The following is a 16,816-nucleotide window of genomic DNA, read 5'->3' as shown; positions in this document are numbered from 1 at the left end:
GATGGGTTGGCGCTGGGGAGCCTGCGGCGGTGGCAATTGAGAAGACCACCCAACTAAGGGTTGGGTGAGGCGGCGATGGCATTCGAGGCGGGCAAGCGCGGGACCTTGGTCTCCCAGATAAACGTCACGCCCCTGGTGGACGTGATGCTGGTGTTGCTGGTGATTTTCATGGTAACCGCGCCAATTATTCAGCAAGGTGTGGAGCTCAATTTGCCCAAGGAGCGGCTCTCCGCCCTGCCCGGCGAAGAGCAGCAATTCGTGGTTTCGGTCACCCGGGATCAGACCATATATCTCAACGATACCAAGCTTACGGCCGAAGAGCTCACCACCAAGCTGAGCGCCATCGCCCTGGAGCGGCCCGACCGCCAGGTCTTCGTGCGAGCCGACGACCAAGTGCCCTATGGCGCGGTAATTCGGGTGATGGCGGCAATCAAGGCCGCCGGGATTCGCAACGTCGGGATGGTGACCCAGGTGCCGGACAACGGAATGGGCGCCGGCGCGCCCGGGCACGGACATTCGGGTGGGGCCAGGCGATAACGGGCGGGGCGGGCTGGGCCTAGCCCTCGCGATCCTGCTCTCGGCCCTGGCCCACATCGGCTTGCTCTACAGCGGCTTGGTGCTGATTCCGCGCTGGCTCGCCGAACAACCGGCCCCACCACCAGTCTATACGGTGGCGGTAGTGGACAACCTGCCCGCGGGCGACTTAGGGACCCATTTGCCGCAACTCAACCGCCCGCAGAGTCCACCCCGCAAAACGCTACCGCCACCCAGGCCGCCCAAGCCTCCAAAGACCGCCAAGGCGAGCGCACCCAACAGCGACACCAAGGCCTTTGCCCTCAACAAGCGCGGCGATATGACGCCAACCCCTACCCCGACCCCAACTCCGGCCCAGGCCACGGCGGCACCAACCGTGCCACCAACTCCGCGTCCCACCGCCCGGCCTACCCGCCGTGCCACCACCCGGCCCACCGCGACCGCACACCGGGTCATGACAACGCCGAGGCCGACTGCGCGCGCCAAGCGTCCGCGACCGACCGCGACCCCACGAGCACGCCGCGCGGGGCCGCGGGAGACGCCCAAACGGATGCTGGCCCAGGCCACCCCGAAGCCCACTCCGGGAGTACGCGAGCAGATGGCGGCGTTGCGCAAGCAACTGCTGCTGGATTCGCTCAAGCACCGCAAGGTAATTGCGCAGCGGCATGAGGGCGAAGGTGGTGGTCCGCTGGAGAGCAACGTTTCAAGCGGGGGACAGGGTTACGGGGTGGGCCCCGGCCATGAAAGTGCCGGAATGCTTAAGGACCCGCTTTTTCTCTTGTATTATACGCAGGTGCAAGAGCGGATTAAGAAAGCCTGGACCTTTTCGGGAGGTAATAGCGATCTGACAGCCACGATCGAGTTCGCGATTGGTCCCGACGGTCAGTTGCTCAACTATCAGGTGCAGCGCTCCTCGCGCAATGACGCCTATGATGAATCGGTAATCCGCGCCATCAAACGCGCGGCTCCGTTTCCTCCGCCCCCGCCCGACTACCGCGACGCATTCTCGCGCGGAGTCGAGGCTACCTTCAGACTGGGAGAGCTAAATTCGTGAGATTCCAGCCCTATGGAGCAACTTGCGCCCAACGCGCCTTGGTTGCCGTGCTCGGCCTCGGAACATTACTGCTGATAGGTGCGCCGGCGTGGGCACAGTCCCAGTCCGGTCTGCTACATTTCGACATCGTCGGCCCAGGCTCCAAGTTAGCGCCGATAGCGATATCCCAGCTAAAAAACCTGGGAGGCGACGACGAGGGCGAGGTGTCGGCGCACTTCGTAAATGTGCTTTCGCGCGATCTGGAATTGTCGGGCTACTTCCGGTTGATTAAACCCGAGGCCTACATCGAGAATCCGCAGCAAAGCGGCTACCAGCTAGGTCAGTTCAATTTCACCGATTGGAGCTCGATTAACGCCGAATTCCTGGTCAAGGGAGCGGTAACCGCCTCGGATGCCGTGGTAACGATCGACGCCTTTCTGTATGACGTCGCGGCGCAAAAGCAATTGGTGGGTAAACGCTTTTCTGGCGCGCCCCAAGACGTCAACCGGATGGCGCGCCGCTTTGCCGACGCCATCCTGGCCGGGATTACCGGCCAGCGTGGCCCCTTCGACAGCAAAATCGCGCTGGTTTCCACCCGCGGCGGGCGGTTCAAGGAAATCTATATAACCTCTCTGGACGGCGAGGACCTATATAGGGTGACCAACAATCCGACCATCAACCTGTCGCCTAGCTTCGATCGCGGGGTTGGCCATTTGCTCTATACCTCCTTTAAAAGCGGCTCGCCAGACCTCTATCTGTTCAACCTGGCCACCAAGCGCGAAATTCGTATCAGCACCGACCGTGGCCTGCTGCTGGGCGGCGCCGTGAGCCCCGGCGGAAACTCGGTGGTGGCGGCGGTGGAACGCGGTGGCGCCACCAATCTGTTCATGCTGGACTTGCAGGGCAACGTTATTCGGCAACTGACCCGTGGCGGCTCGATCAACGTCAATCCCAGTTTCAATGCCGATGGCAGTCTGATGGCCTTCACTTCGGATCGCGGCGGAACACCTCAAATCTATGTGATGAATCCTCAGGGGGGCGAGGCACGACGGGTTACCTATTCGGGCAGCTACAACACCGATCCGGCGATTTCGCCCAAGGGCGACCGGATTGCATACCAAACCCGCAATGGCGGGTTCCACATCGCTATAATCGGCATTGATGGTGGCCAGCCTACTGTGTTGGCCGCCGGGCAGCATCCAAGCTGGTCACCCGACGGGCGCTATCTGATTTTCAGCGCAGACCGGAGCGGCACGAGCAGGCTGTATCTAATGCAAGTGGATAGTGGCAAAATCATTGCACCGATAACGAAGGAGGACGGTGATGCGACAGATCCGGCATGGTCGTGGTGGTTGGGAGAATAGTTCGAGGAGGAAGGGTGTGATCGCGCGACGAATCGCGGTAGTCCTAGTCGCATTGACCCTGGCCGCTTGCTCTTCATCCAAGCCCAATGGGCAAGGGGTGGCGGGCGAAAATGGGGCAGCGGGCATGGGCGAGCAGAATCTGGGTAACAAGGGCTCGCTGGAACAGTTTCAAAAGGGCACCCTGGGCGCCGACAGCGGTGGTCCGTTGAGTGACATCCATTTCGCTTTCAACGACTACACCATCCAGCCCCAGGACGGCGAAGTGCTGCGCAACAACGCGCGCTGGCTAACCGATCACGCCTCCAGCCGGGTCCAGATAGAAGGGCACTGCGACGACCGCGGCTCGGAGGAGTATAATTTGGCCTTGGGCGCCAAGCGGGCGCAGGCCGCCAAGGAATATCTGACGGATCTAGGGATCGCGGGTGACCGCATCTCGACCATCAGCTACGGTAAGGAGTTGCCGCTGTGCCACGAGGAAACCGAAGAGTGCTGGGCACAAAATCGGCGCGATCACTTTGTGGTTAGCGGAGCCCAATGAGAGCCCCAATTGTGCGCCAGCCCTGGTTGCTCGGTCTGGCCTTGCCGCTGGCGATAGCGGTGGGCTGCGCCTCACGCAGCGATATTGAGCAGACCCAGGACCAACAGTTTCAGATCCGCTCGATGGTGGCCTCCAACCAGCAGGCGATCCAGGCCTTGGAAGATCGCGTTCGCCAGCTCGACGACCAACTTCAAGAGATGCAGCACGCTGGCAGCGGGGCCAGCACCCCATCATCGGCGCTGGCAGCGCGGCTGGCCAAACTGCAAGCGCAGGTGAACGCGCTACAGAGCAGCATAAATCCGGCTGCCGGGGTCCCACCTGCGGCGCTCGCGCCCGGGCTGGTCCCGCCGGGAATGCCGGCGCCCAACCCCACCCCTCCCGGCGCGACCGCGCCGCCTGAAGACAGCGTGCCGCCGGGCGCAGGCACGGTACCCCCTGGCGCAGGTGTGGAAGGTATGGGCACGCCACCGCAGGCGGCCGCGGCCCCGGTGGTAGTACCGACTTATTGGCGTCAGGAGCTGGCCCGTGCCTTGGCAACTTCGCAAAGCGGTTCTGCGGGCAAAGTGTACCGCAGCGGTTTGCTGGCCATGAAAGAGGGCAATTACGCTCAAGCCATCGACCATTTTTCTACCCTGCAACGCAAGTATCCGCATTCCGACCTGGGCGAGTCGGCCGACTACTTTGCTGCCAACGCCTACTACCAATTAGGTAAATATGACCAGGCGATTTTGCAGTTCAACGACCTCGCGATGCGTTATCCAAAGGGACGTTATGCGGGCCAGTCCTTGCTGCGCGAGGCCCAGGCTTTTTTGCGCATCAACGACAAGATCGACGCCCGACTTACCCTGCAGAAGCTACTCAACGAACATGGCGATAGCCCGGAAGCGTCGGCCGCCAATGCTCTGATGAAAAATCTCGAGGCTGATTAGCCCAACCGTGCGGGTCGTTTAGCATGGAGGTTATTCGCGAGCTGAGCCTACCGCCCGGGCTCGCCCGCCCGGTGCTGGCGCTGGGCAATTTCGACGGCGTTCATCGAGGCCATCGCGCCATCCTGGAGACCGCACGCGAGTGTGCACAGCAGAGCGGCGTCTGTGCTGTGGCGATGACCTTCGAGCCCACGCCGGCCAAGGTGCTCGCGCCCGCACGCGCGCCCAAACTGCTGATGACCCTGGCGGACAAGCTGGCGTGCATGGCCGAAACAGCGCTGGACGCAATTATTATCGCTCCCTTCACCCGCGAGCTCAGTCTGCTGTCGCCCGAGCAATTCGCCCGCCAATGCCTGATGGAGCGCTTGCACATCAGCTGCGTGGTGGTCGGCCACAGTATCAGCTTCGGCCATGCCCGTGGCGGCAACGCCGCCGTGATGAAAAGGCTGGGGGAGAAGCTGGGCTTCGAGGTGCGCGTGGTCGAAGCTTTGAGCGTGGACGGGGTTGAGGTCAGCTCCACCCGCATCCGCCGTGCGGTCGAGCGCGGCGACATGGGCGAGGCGGCGCGAATGCTGGGGCGCTATCATTTTTTATCGGGAATCGTGATACGCGGGCGCCAGCGCGGCCATCAACTAGGCTTTCCCACCGCTAATCTACGCTCGTTAACCGAAACCGTTCCGCCCGACGGGGTCTATGCCACCCGTCTGGTGCTGCCCGAGGGCGCCTACGCCTCGGTCACCAATATCGGCCTCAATCCGACCTTTGACGAAACCCAGCGCTCAGTGGAAACTCACATTTTCGATTTTTCCGGCGACCTGTACGATCGGCAGGTCAAAGTGGAATTTATCGAGCGCTTGCGTGGCGAGCGCAAATTCGACAGCGGCCAAGCCTTGGCCCATCAGATCGCCAGCGACGTACAGCGCGCCCGCGCTATTCTCGATACGGTGGGTTAAGGAGCCTGCGTAATAACAGGTAAGCCATGAGTACCCAAGGCGCGGCAGGAATCGTCGAGGATCTGGCCGGCTTGCGCGTAGTCGCCTTTGAGAGCCGGATGGAACAGGAGACCGCGCGCCTGATCGGGCGCTACGGCGGCCGGCCGCTGCTGGCACCGGCGATGCGCGAGGTACCGTTGGAGGGCAATCCCGCCGCCGAGCAGTTCGCCCGCCGCCTGTTGGCCGCAGAATTGGACTTGGTGGTGTTCCTGACTGGAGTCGGCCTGGAGGCACTGTTCGCGCTGTTAGACCACACTTTCGACCGTCAGGCACTGCTCGCCGCGTTGAGCCGGGTCACCACCGTGGCACGCGGTCCCAAACCGGCCGCCGCTTTGCGCAAGCTAGGCCTGAACCCTACCATCCATATCCCCGAGCCCAACACTTGGCGCGAGGTGCTAAGCGCGATCGATCAGCGTCAGCCTGTGGCCGGCAAGCACGTCGCGGTGCAGGAGTACGGCGTCGCCAATATCGATCTAGTCGCTGGGCTGGCAGCGCGCGGCGCCCAGGTGATGCAAGTCCCGGTCTATCGCTGGGCGCTGCCCGAGGATCGAGCGCCGCTGCAAAAAGCGATCGCGGCCATGATTGGCGGACAAGCCGAAGTGGCGCTGTTCACCAGCGCCACCCAAGTCACTCACCTCATCCAGGTGGCTGAAGCGCAGGCCGACGGCAAGGCTTTGCGCCAAGCCCTGGCCCGTATGGCGATCGGGTCGATCGGTCCGGTTTGTTCGCTGGCCTTGCGCAGCAACCAGATAGCGGTTGACTTCGAACCACCCCATCCCAAGCTGGGCCACTTGGTGCGGGAAGCCGCACTGCGAGCCGCCGAGGTGTTAAGTCGCAAACAGTCCAATGCGGTGAGCGAAGTCAGCGCTGCGGCGCCGGCTGCCGTGCCGGTGGCCACCTCCGAGCCGCCGACCGATCGCCCCGCTCTGCTGGACCATACAATGATGCGCGCCTGTCGGCGCCAGCCCACGCCCTACACGCCCATCTGGCTAATGCGCCAGGCCGGGCGCTATATGCCCGAGTACCGGCAAGTGCGCGACAAACTTTCCTTTCTCGACATGTGCCGGCGACCTGAAGTCGCCTGCGAGGTGACGGTGACCGCGGTGCGCCGCCTTGGGGTGGATGCCGCCATTATCTTCGCCGACATCCTCCTACCGCTGTTGCCGCTGGGGGTGGGGCTGGGCTATGAGCAGGGCGATGGGCCGCAAATCCAGCGGCCGGTGCGCGCGGCCCAGGATTTGGCCAACTGGCAGCCTTTCGACGTCTCGGAGCTGGATTTCGTAGCCGCCGCAATCAAGTTGACCCGCCAGGAATTGGCCGGCGCCGTGCCGCTAATCGGGTTTGCAGGCGCTCCTTTTACCCTCGCCTCCTACCTGATCGAGGGCGGTGCTTCGCGCCAGTATCTTGCGACCAAGACCATGATGTACACCCAGCCCCAGTTGTGGGACGGCTTGATGAGCCGGCTGGCACAAATCACTGCCGCTTACCTCCAGATGCAGGTCGCGGCCGGCGCCGATCTGGTCCAACTCTTCGATAGTTGGGTGGGAAGCCTGGGCCCCGATGATTACCGCCGTTATGTGCTGCCTTATACCGCTGCTGCGATCGCGCCGCTGCGAGGGCGAGTCCCGGTAATTCATTTTGGTACGGTGACGGGCAATCTGCTGGAACTGATGCGCGAGGCGGGCGGCGACATCGTGGGCTTGGATTGGCGCGTCAATTTAGATGAGGCCTGGGCCAGGTTGGACTATCAGGTCGCGGTCCAGGGCAATCTGGATCCGATCTGTTTGTTCGCCGAAATTCCCGAGATCCGGGCACGCGCCGGAGCGATCCTGGCCCAAGCCGGTGGGCGACCGGGTCATATTTTCAATCTCGGCCATGGCATCCTGCCGCAAACTCCAGTGGCCCACGTCCAGGCCCTGGTCGAGATGGTGCATGAAATGAGTCAGCGATGAGCGCGGGCTGCGACGCAGTGCTGATGATCGGTTTTGGCGGCCCGACCGCTCTGGAAGAGGTACGGCCGTTTCTGGCCAATGTAGTGGGAGGGCGCTCGATCCCGACCGCGCGGCTGGAAGAAGTGGTCGGCCATTATGCTGCCATTGGGGGCGCTTCGCCCTACAATGCCCATACCCAGCAACAAGCCCAGGCGCTTAAAGCCGCACTAGGCGAAATTGGCATCGATCTGCCGGTTTACGTTGGGATGCGCAACTGGGAGCCCTATCTGCGCGAGGCCGTGGCGGCGCTGGCTGACCGCGGCGCGCGTCGAGTAGTGGGGGTGGTTCTCGCCGCCCATCGTTGCGAGGCCAGTTGGGAGCGTTACCTGCAAGCAACCGCGCAAGCCTTGAGCGAATTGGGCGGGCGGGCACCGGCGATTGAATACCTGCCGCCCTGGCATGACCATCCGTTATTCATTCAGGCGGTGGCGGGGCGCACTCGCGCCGCCTGGGAGCGCTTGGATAAAACCCGACGGCTGGAGACCGAGCTGATCTTTACCGCGCACAGCATTCCCGTCGCAATGGCGGCGCGTAGCCGCTACACCCAGGAACTGGCGCACTCAGCGCGGCTGGTCGCGCAGGAGCTGGGGATCGAGCGCTGGCGGCTGGCGTATCAGAGCCGCAGCGGCGCGGCCCACGAAGCGTGGCTGGAACCCGACTTGGAACATGTCCTGGCAGATTTGCGCGGCGCCAGCGCGGTGCTCGTCCCCATCGGCTTTCTGTGCGACCACGTCGAAGTGGTGTATGACCTCGATATCGAGGCCCAGGCGCTGGCGCGCAAACTGGACGTCCGAATGGAGCGGGCCGGCACGGTGGGCGACCATCCCCTGTTCATCAGGATGCTGGCAAGCTTGATTGCCGACCACATGATGGAGTAGCCCAGCGATGCGCCGGGTAGTAATTATCGGCGGCGGCGTAAGCGGCTTGGCGGCGGCTTGGCGATTGCGCGAATTGATGGGCGAAAGCGTCGAAGTACTTGTGCTGGAGGGCTCCCCGCGCCTTGGCGGCGTGATCCGAACTGAGCGCGAGGGCGGCTTCTTAATCGAAGCCGGAGCCGATTCCTTCGTCACCGACAAGCCCTGGGGTTTGGCGTTGACGCGCCGGCTGGGATTGGAAAACCAGTTGCTGAGCCCGGGGCCTGTGCGCCGCACCCTGATCGTCAACCGCGGCAAGTTGCGCGAGATTCCCGCCGGCTTCAATCTGCTCGCTCCCGCCCGCCTGGGGCCCTTGCTGAAGAGTCCAATTCTGTCAATGGGCGGCAAATTGCGCCTACTCATGGAACCGCTGATTCCGCGGCGGCGCGCACAGGAAGATGAAAGCCTGGCCGCTTTCGTCAAGCGCCGCCTGGGCCGCGAAGTCCTGGAGCGATTGGCACAGCCGCTGGCCGGCGGAATCTACGCCGCCGACCCCGAGGTGCTCAGCCTGCAAGCAACCCTGCCTCGCTTCCCCGAGATGGAACAGCGCTACGGCAGCGTGATCCGCGCCCTACGGGCGCGCGCCGCCGAGGCCGGCGTCGCCCAGGCCAGTGGAGCGCGCTGGAGCCTGTTCGTCAGCTTCGAGAGCGGGATGCAGACAATAATCGACGCGCTGGCGGTAGCGCTGGGCCCGCGAGTGCGGCGGGACGCGCCGGTGCGCGAGATCGTCCGCGGCGGCGACGGCCGCGGTTGGTGCGTCTTCTTGCGCGACGGCAGCCCGGTGGGCGCCGACGCCGTGATCTGCACCGCTTCCGCGCCGCAGAGCGCACGTCTGCTGGGCGGCGTCAGCCAAACCTTGGCAGCAGGGCTGGTTCAGTTACGCTACTCCTCGATCGCGGTGGTCAACTTGGCCTATCAGCTCGCCGATTTCCCGGTCGCGCCCAACGCCACCGGCTTTGTCGTGCCGCGTGTGGAAGGCCGCCATGCGATTGCAGGCTCCTTCTCCAGCATCAAGTTTTCCGGCCGCGCCCCGACCGGCCAAGTCTTGCTGCGCCTGTTTGTGGGCGGCAGCCTGCAGCCCGAACTGCTACACCAAAGCGATGAGGAGCTCAGCGCGCTGGCCCGCCGCGAACTGCGCGAGCTGATCGGTGTTACGGCGCAGCCGCTGTTAACGATGGTCACGCGTTGGAATGACTCGATGCCGCAATACGGGTTGGGCCACCAACGCTGGGCGGCCGACATCCAGGCACAGGCCCAGCGGCTGCCCGGCTTGGCGCTGGCAGGCGCAGCTTATGGCGGGGTCGGAATTTCCGATTGTATCCACGGGGGCGAGCTGGCGGCCGAAGCGACGGTGGGTTATTTGCAAACGGCGAGAAGCGCCGCATGACCCTGCGCTTACTAACACGAACTAGGTGGGCGCAGCTCCGTACCCGCACAAGTCCGGAATCCAATCATGGATCAACCTGAGTTTCACGGCGTCTTTCCCTACCTGGTCTCGCCCGTCGATAGTGCCGGCGAGATCAAGCGCGAGGTCCTCAGCCGCCTGTGCGACGATTTAATCGCCGCCGGCGTGCACGGCCTGACCCCGCTGGGCTCGACCGGCGAGTTCGCCTATCTCACTTGGCCGCAACGACGACGAGTGGTCGAGGCGGTGGTCGAGGCCGCCCGCGGGCGGGTGCCGGTAGTAGCCGGGGTAGCCGCAACCACGATCGCCGACGGCGTCTTTCAGGCGCGCGAAATGGAGCGGCTGGGTTGCGCCGGAATTCTGGCCATTATCGAAGCCTACTTCCCGGTCCCGGACGAGGGCGTAATCGACTATTTCAGGGCGATTGCCGGCGCGGTCAAACTTCCGCTGGTGCTCTATACCAACCCGACCTTTCAGCGCTCCGACCTCAGCCTGGGCGCGATCGAGCGTCTGAGCCGGGTGGACAACATCAAGTACATAAAGGACGCTTCTGCCAACACCGGGCGGCTGCTTTCAATCATCAACCGGGTCGAGGGGCGAATGGGGGTATTTTCCGCCTCGGCTCATATTCCAGCCTGCGTGATGCTGATCGGTGGGGTCGGCTGGATGGCGGGCCCAGCCTGTCTGATCCCGCGTCAAAGCGTGGAGCTGTACGAGCTGTGCCGGCAGAGAGATTGGAGCGGCGCGATGGCCGTGCAGCGCAAGCTTTGGAGTCTCAACCAGCTTTTCGCCAAGTACAATCTAGCGGCCTGCGTCAAGGGCGGCCTGGAATTGCTGGGATATCCGGTGGGCGCGCCGCTCGCCCCACAGGCGCCGCTGCCGCCCGAAGGCGTGGAGGAGATCCGCCGCTGCCTGAGCGCGCTTGGCCTGTCGCCGCGCAATTAGGGCAATAAAGCTCCGCGCTAGCGCGCCATCACGGGTTGCACCGGCTCGCCGTCGCGCGCCGACTGACCCACGGTCAGCGCGACTAGGTCGCCTGGCTTGACACCCTGGGCGACTTCGACGTCGTAGCCGTTATCCCAGCCCAGGATCACCGGGGCCAGATGTAGGCGGGTATCACGCACCAGCGGCACAAAGATCTTATTGTCGCGGAAGATCAGCGAATCGTCGGGTACCAACGCGGTAGCGCGCCCCAACGGCACGTTGAGGCTGATGCGAGCATACATCCCGGGAAAAAGCGCGCGATCCTGGTTCGGCAGATCCACTTCCACCAACATCGTAAGGCTAGCTGGATCCAATGCCTGCGGATGACGTGTGACTTGGCCGCGGAAGATGCGCTTGGGATATTCGGGGACGCTCAGCGTCGCTTCCATTCCGTTATGAATGAAGGGCGCGACGGTTTGCGGCACGTTGGCATAGGCGCGCAGTGGGCTGAGTGTGGCTAGAGTCAGGATCGGGGTGGCAGCGGAGGGCGCGGTGGCCTGCGGGATGAGCGCACCCGGATCGAAGTAGCGCGCGGTGACGATGCCGCTGAAGGGGGCGCGAATAATTTCATAGGCCTGCTCGGCGAGCAACTGCTGATAAGCCGCCTGCGCCTGCATCATCGCCGCGTGCGCGTCGTCGGCCTGCTGCTGCGGCATCACGCCGAGTTGAGCCAGCTTCGCGGCACGATCGTCAGTGGTTTTCTGCAGCCAGTAATTGGCCTTGGCATCGGCCACTTGCTTGTCCAACTCGGGCGAGTCGAGGATCGCCAGCACCTCGCCTTGGGTCACCCGGTCGCCTTTATCAACCTTGATGATCTTCAAATAGCCGGCGGTCTTCGCATACAAGGCAGTTTCGATGAAGCCATGCAGCTTGCCTGGCACCTCGATTGTCCGATGGGCTGGCGCGGGCAGGGCGCGTTTAACCAGAACGTGCGGCCCGCTCTTTTGCGCCAAACGCAGTTGCACGGCTTGCAATTGCACCGTGTGCTGGCGAGCGAAGACCAAGCCTCCGACCGCGCCGAACACCACTATTAGCGCCACCAACCAGCCCAATATGTAGCCCAGGCCGGGCTTTCTATCCAATTTCTTGCGCTCGTCGATCATCTGGTTTTGCTACCTGGAGCCGGTTGCGATGCAATGTTTCTAAAACGGGGCCACGCCCGGAAAGAGCCCGGCATGGGGGTCGCGAGTCCTTCATATCTGTTGCCGCTCTGCCACGATCACGGCGTCGGCCTGCGCAATCTCCAGATCGCGCTCGTGGGTGCTCTTACGATGGCCGCTGATGCTGGCGTACACCGCCGGTACCACGAACAAGGTCATCGCGGTAGCGGCCAGCAGGCCACCGATCACCGCGCGCCCCAGCGGGGCATTGAGTTCCGAGCCTTTGCCCAACCCCAAGGCCATCGGCAGCATTCCCAGAACCATCGCCAGCGCAGTCATCAGAATAGGCCGCAAGCGCGTACGTGCGGCGACCAGCGCGGCTTGCAGGGGTGCTTGCCCCTGCTCGCGCAACTCGTTGGCAAAGCTGATGAGCAAATTGCCGTTGGCCACCGCCACGCCGACCGCCATGATCGCACCCATGAGCGACTCCACGTTAATCGTGGTGTGGGTCAGGACCAAGGCCCACAGCGCTCCCGCCAATGCTCCCGGCACCGCCGTCATGATAATGAGCGGTTCCATCCAGGACTGGAAATTGGCCGCCATCAGCAGGTAGACCAGAATTGCGGCCAGCGCGATCCCCTGCTCCAGGGTGCTGAACGCGTCGCGCATCGCCTTGCTCTGGCCCAGGACGTTGATGCGCACGCCTTTGGGGAGTTTGCCCAGGCGCGCGATCGCCCGATCGACTTCATCGGCGACACTGCCCAAGTCCCGTCCGGCCACCCCCAGATCGACATCCATCACCCGCTCGGCGGCGGAATGATCAACCACCGCCGGATCCACGCCGTGGCGGATGGTCGCGATATTGGCCAGCACCTGGCTGGGCGGCGGGTCGGCACTGGGAGCATAAGCCGCCGCGATCATCCCGCCGGAGTTCTGCGCGGTGCTACCCATTACAGGCAAGTTGGCAAGCTGCTGAATCGAAGTGAGATAGGCCTTGGGCATCTCGGCGACGATTTCGTAATTAACGCCACTTCTATCATCCAGCCACCAGGCGGGCTGAATGAGGGAGTCGCCACTGAGCGCGGTGAGCAGGGCCGAGGCCACCTGCTTCTCGGTGGCGCCCAATTCCAGCGCTCGATCGCGATCCACATCCACGTCCAGGGCTGGGTAATCTAAGGGCTCGGGAATGCGCAGGTCGGCCACACCCGGGACTTGCTGCAAGTGGTCGCGCAGACGCGATGCGAGCGCGTAGAGCGCCTGCAAGTTGCGCCCCCCGATTTGAATGTCGATCGGCGCCGACAGGCCAAAGTTAAGCACCTGACCGATGATGTCGGCATCCTGGAAGTAGGACAGTGCATTGGGAAAGTGGGTCGCCATCATCGTCCGGATGAGCTGCTGATAGCGCGCGGTGGGCCCGTGCTTGGGCTGGAGCTGAATGAGAATGTCGGCATCCTGCTCGCCCGTGTTGTCGCTCTGGTAGAAGGCCAGGGTAAAAGCCAGCGGCGTGCCAATACTGACCGAGATCGAGTCCAGCTCGGCTTTGGGAATAATCCGCCGGATTTGCTCTTGGATCTGGTCGGTGACCAGTTCAGTACGCTCGATCCTGGTACCGCTGGGCAGGCGCACATGCAGTTTCATCATGCCGGTATCCACCGGCGGAAAGAAATCCTCGCCCGTGATCGTCACCAGCACCAGCGAGGCCGCGATCATCAGGGCCACGCAGGACAGGGTCAGCCGGCGGCAAGCCACGAAGCGCTCCAGCGCCCGCCGATAGACCTGCCCGAAGCGCTCGAATCCGGCGTTGAAGCCGTGAACGAAGCGGTTCCATAGGCCGCCTGCGGCGTGTTCGTCGTGGTGCTGGGGCAGGAGCCGATGAGCCATGCTGGTGACCAGGGTGCGCGAGAGCAGGTAAGAGGTCAGCATCGCCAGCACCACCGCCAGCGCTAGCGGCGTAAACAGGTAGCGGGCCACCCCGCTGAGCATAACCACGGGAAAAAACACGATACAGACTGCCAAGGTGCCGACCAGGGTGGGCGTGGCGATCTGAGCCGCACCCTCCAAAATTGCCACCAGCAGCGGCTTGCCCATGGCGTGGTTGCGATGGATGTTCTCGATTTCCACGGTGGCGTCGTCCACCAGCATCCCCACCGCCAACGCCAAGCCACCCAAGCTCATGATGTTGAGGGTCTGGCCGGCCAGTTGCAGCCCCACCATCGCGGTCAAGATCGACAGCGGGATGGAAATGATCACGATCAGCATGCTGCGGGGCGAGCCCAGGAAGACTAGCGCCATCAGCGCGACCAGGGCAGCGGCGATGAGTGACTCACTGACCACTTCGCGCAAGGCCGAACGCACGAAGATGGACTGATCGAAGGCTAGCGACAACTTGATACCCGGCGGCGCGCTTTGCTGGATGAGCGGGATGCGCCGACGCACCTCGTCGACCACTTTGAGTGTGGAGGCGCCGGCATGCTTGATCACCAGCAGTGAACTACCGCTCTGACCGTTGATCTTGACTACATTGGTGATCGGCTGATGGCTGTCGGAGACCGGCGCCACGTCGCCCAGATGAATCGGAATGCCGTGACTGACGGCGATGGGCAGGCGATCGAAGCCGCTGACCACCTTGGGGCTCATGTTCAAGTCCACGTTGTAGGTATAATTGCCGATCCGGGCCTGCCCGGAGGGGATAACAATGCTGGTGTCAGCCAGCGCACTGCCCACGTCCGCCGGGCTCAGGCCGTAGGCGTAGAGCGCGTCAGGATTGAGGTTGACCATCACGTCGCGTATCGCGCCGCCCACCGGCGGCGGACTAGAGAAGCCTGGAATGGTCAGAAATTGAAAGCGCAGAAAATTCAGCCCGTAATCATAGAGCCCCGCCGCCGAGACCGTATCGCTGGAAATGTTGACCTGGGCCACCGGTACATTGGCCGCGTCATAGCTGAAGATGTAGGGAAGTTGGGTGCCGTCGGGCATGTTGCGGTAAGAGGAAGCCGCCGCCGACGTGATCTCGCCCATCGAGATCCCCAAATCGGCATCGGAGTTGAAGTAGGCTTTGATGATTGAAAGGCCCGGTATCGATTGCGACTCGATGCGCGAGACCTCGCTTATCATGCTGGTCATGGAGCGCTCGGTGATCCAAACGATGCGCCGCTCCATGTCCTCGGCCGACAGCCCCGGGTAGGTCCACACCACCAGCACCACCGGCAGCTTGATGGCGGGAAAAATATCGACGTCCATCCGCGTAAATGCCAGCAGCCCCAACACCGTCATCAGCAGCGACATCACGGCTACCGAGATCGGGCGGCGCAGGGCCAGCCGTACCAGCCACATCATAGGCGGTTCCCTCCGCGGGTGGTTCGCTTCGCGCGTTCGGACTTAAGATGGCGATACAGTGCGCGCGCTTGTCAGGCAAGCCCCGTGTCTTCGCACAGCTACCAGGCGCAATCGGCTTAGCGAGTTACGCGGCCCGACAATTGAGAAGGCCAGTTTGTCTCAAGCGAGTCGAAGCGTGGGACAAGAAAACACAGTCCTTAGCTAGGTGAAATCCAAACCGGCAGCGCTCAGATCGCGAAATCGCCGGTGTCGGCCAGCCACTGGGCGTCCTGTGGCGAACTGCCCAACCAGAGCCGAAGCTTGTGAGTGCGCCCGTGGCGATTGATGGTGAGCACCAGCTTCGAGCCGCTGGGCAAATCGTGGATTCGCAGGACAAAACTCTGCGCGGCCCGGATCCGACGACCATTGACGTGGGTCAGGACGTCTCCTGGGCGCAAGCCCGCGGCCTCAGCCGGACTGTCCTCGCTGACCGCAGTGACCAATGCCCCCGCCGCTATAGGCAAGCCCATCGCATAGGCCAAATCGGCGGCGATGGGATGAAGCTGCGCGCCGATCCAGGCGTGAGTCTTGGGGCCGTGCCCTTGTAATCGCGCCAAATCGGCACGGACTAGCCGGATCGGCAAGGCGAAACCGATGCCGGTAGTGGAGCCTTCCGCGCGGTACACGGCAGTGGTGATCCCGATCACGCGCCCGCTGGCATCGATCAGTGGGCCGCCGGAATTGCCCGGATTGATTACCCCTTCGGTCTGGATAAAGTTGGCCAGCTTACCCGGCAAGTAGCGCTGCTGAGCGCCTACCGTTAGCAGACTGACACTGCCCTCCAAGCCGAAGGGATTGCCAATCGTCATCACCTCGTCGCCGGTCCGAACCCTATCGGAATCACCCATCGCCAGGGGATGCAGGTGGTTCATGCAGTCGAGCTGCAACAGCGCGAGGTCCAGCACTCGATCCACGCCTAGCACGTAAGCCCGGCACAAGCGCCCGTCGGCCATCGTCGCCAGCACTTCGCGCGCAAAGCTGACCACGTGGGCGTTGGTCAACACCCGTCCGCCGCGATCGATGACAAAGCCGCTGCCGAGCAGCGTCCGATCGCTATCGCGATAATCGCTACCCTCGGCGCCGCCGGTGCCGCTCGCGCGCCCGACCTCAAGCGGAACTTCCTCGGTGCGAATACTCACAACCCCCGGCAGCATCGCTTCCGCCAAGCGGCCAAGGCTGGAGGGACGGCTGCGGGGATAGACTGCCGGGGTCGCCAGCGCCGCGCCGTAGCTGAGGCTCAGCACTCCCAACACAACTATCGCTGTAGCAACTATGCTTTGTGCGGTTCGATGCATGAACACCAGATCACAAACGAAAAATGCGAGCGCTTGTTACACTAGCAAAGTGCGCACCGGTCTGTATAGAGAAACGCGCTTTAAGCTAGAAAAGAACTCCGTGGCGCAAAAGCAACCACTGTTGCATAAACGCCACGAATAATTATCGCATATTGCGAAAGAACTTCGGCGCGCCGCGTTCAGCCTGCGAGCAGCCGATCCAGCGACAGCGCTCCCGCGCCGCCGATTATCAACGAAACCGCCATCGCAATCACCAGCAGTGAGTACTCGATCCCCTCGCCCTGCTTCTTGCCGAACCAGTTCATGAAGAAGCCGAAGCGCACTTGCGCTTTGAACATGGCCACGGCCATTGTGATGGCAATTCC

Annotated in this window: 14 protein-coding genes; 10 read left to right on the top strand and 4 right to left on the bottom strand. The window is 63.1% G+C overall.

The genetic code is table 11. The annotated features are described in order from the left end of the window. Positions 1 to 75: 75 nt before the first annotated feature. The 10 genes from tolR to VKV28_05790 all read left to right on the top strand — a co-directional run bounded on the left by tolR (position 76) and on the right by VKV28_05790 (position 10,642). A complete protein-coding gene (gene tolR / locus VKV28_05835; protein ID HLH76313.1) occupies positions 76 to 537 on the top strand; it encodes a protein TolR in 462 nt (153 codons plus the stop codon). Then, the gene (locus tag VKV28_05830; protein ID HLH76312.1) at positions 521 to 1,588 is read left to right on the top strand and encodes an energy transducer TonB; all 1,068 of its coding nucleotides are present in this window, start codon (positions 521 to 523) and stop codon (positions 1,586 to 1,588) included. The genes tolR and VKV28_05830 overlap by 17 nt, the downstream gene beginning before the upstream one ends. Continuing rightward, the gene (gene tolB / locus VKV28_05825; GenBank protein ID HLH76311.1) at positions 1,585 to 2,931 is read left to right on the top strand and encodes a Tol-Pal system beta propeller repeat protein TolB; all 1,347 of its coding nucleotides are present in this window, start codon (positions 1,585 to 1,587) and stop codon (positions 2,929 to 2,931) included. The genes VKV28_05830 and tolB overlap by 4 nt, the downstream gene beginning before the upstream one ends. 16 nt (positions 2,932 to 2,947) lie before the next feature. After that, on the top strand, positions 2,948 to 3,469 hold the full coding sequence (gene pal / locus VKV28_05820) for a peptidoglycan-associated lipoprotein Pal (protein HLH76310.1): 522 nt from the start codon (positions 2,948 to 2,950) through the stop codon (positions 3,467 to 3,469). Continuing rightward, complete coding sequence (gene bamD, locus VKV28_05815) at positions 3,466 to 4,398, top strand: outer membrane protein assembly factor BamD (GenBank protein HLH76309.1); 933 nt, start codon at positions 3,466 to 3,468, stop codon at positions 4,396 to 4,398. Before pal ends, bamD begins: the two co-directional genes overlap by 4 nt. A gap of 23 nt (positions 4,399 to 4,421) precedes the next feature. Next, positions 4,422 to 5,348 (top strand): bifunctional riboflavin kinase/FAD synthetase, encoded by a 927-nt coding sequence (locus VKV28_05810; GenBank protein ID HLH76308.1) that lies wholly within the window; start codon positions 4,422 to 4,424, stop codon positions 5,346 to 5,348. A gap of 26 nt (positions 5,349 to 5,374) precedes the next feature. Further along, positions 5,375 to 7,339: a uroporphyrinogen decarboxylase gene (gene hemE, locus VKV28_05805; GenBank protein HLH76307.1), complete on the top strand. Its 1,965-nt coding sequence runs from the start codon at positions 5,375 to 5,377 to the stop codon at positions 7,337 to 7,339. After that, positions 7,336 to 8,256, top strand: a complete 921-nt coding sequence (hemH, locus tag VKV28_05800; GenBank protein ID HLH76306.1) for a ferrochelatase — start codon at positions 7,336 to 7,338, stop codon at positions 8,254 to 8,256. The genes hemE and hemH overlap by 4 nt, the downstream gene beginning before the upstream one ends. A 7-nt stretch (positions 8,257 to 8,263) precedes the next feature. After that, positions 8,264 to 9,679, top strand: coding sequence for a protoporphyrinogen oxidase (gene hemG / locus VKV28_05795; protein HLH76305.1), 1,416 nt, complete (start codon positions 8,264 to 8,266; stop codon positions 9,677 to 9,679). 66 nt (positions 9,680 to 9,745) lie between these two features. After that, positions 9,746 to 10,642: a dihydrodipicolinate synthase family protein gene (locus tag VKV28_05790; GenBank protein ID HLH76304.1), complete on the top strand. Its 897-nt coding sequence runs from the start codon at positions 9,746 to 9,748 to the stop codon at positions 10,640 to 10,642. 17 nt (positions 10,643 to 10,659) lie between these two features. Here VKV28_05790 and VKV28_05785 read toward each other — a convergent pair whose 3' ends face one another. From VKV28_05785 to VKV28_05770, 4 genes are all read right to left on the bottom strand, one after another. Further along, the gene (locus tag VKV28_05785; protein ID HLH76303.1) at positions 10,660 to 11,784 is read right to left on the bottom strand and encodes an efflux RND transporter periplasmic adaptor subunit; all 1,125 of its coding nucleotides are present in this window, start codon (positions 11,782 to 11,784) and stop codon (positions 10,660 to 10,662) included. A 90-nt stretch (positions 11,785 to 11,874) separates the two neighbouring features. Then, entirely contained in the window at positions 11,875 to 15,117 is a 3,243-nt protein-coding gene (locus VKV28_05780; GenBank protein HLH76302.1) for an efflux RND transporter permease subunit, read from the bottom strand. A gap of 227 nt (positions 15,118 to 15,344) precedes the next feature. Next, positions 15,345 to 16,451, bottom strand: a complete 1,107-nt coding sequence (locus tag VKV28_05775) for a trypsin-like peptidase domain-containing protein (protein ID HLH76301.1) — start codon at positions 16,449 to 16,451, stop codon at positions 15,345 to 15,347. A gap of 179 nt (positions 16,452 to 16,630) precedes the next feature. Continuing rightward, positions 16,631 to 16,816: hypothetical protein (locus VKV28_05770; protein HLH76300.1), on the bottom strand; the 186-nt coding region annotated here is incomplete at its 5' end.

This window comes from Candidatus Binataceae bacterium (assembly GCA_035294265.1).
Taxonomy (GTDB): domain Bacteria; phylum Desulfobacterota; class Binatia; order Binatales; family Binataceae; genus DATGLK01.
Note: the sequence above shows the minus strand (reverse complement) of the source record. Positions and strands in the feature narration are given on the sequence as shown.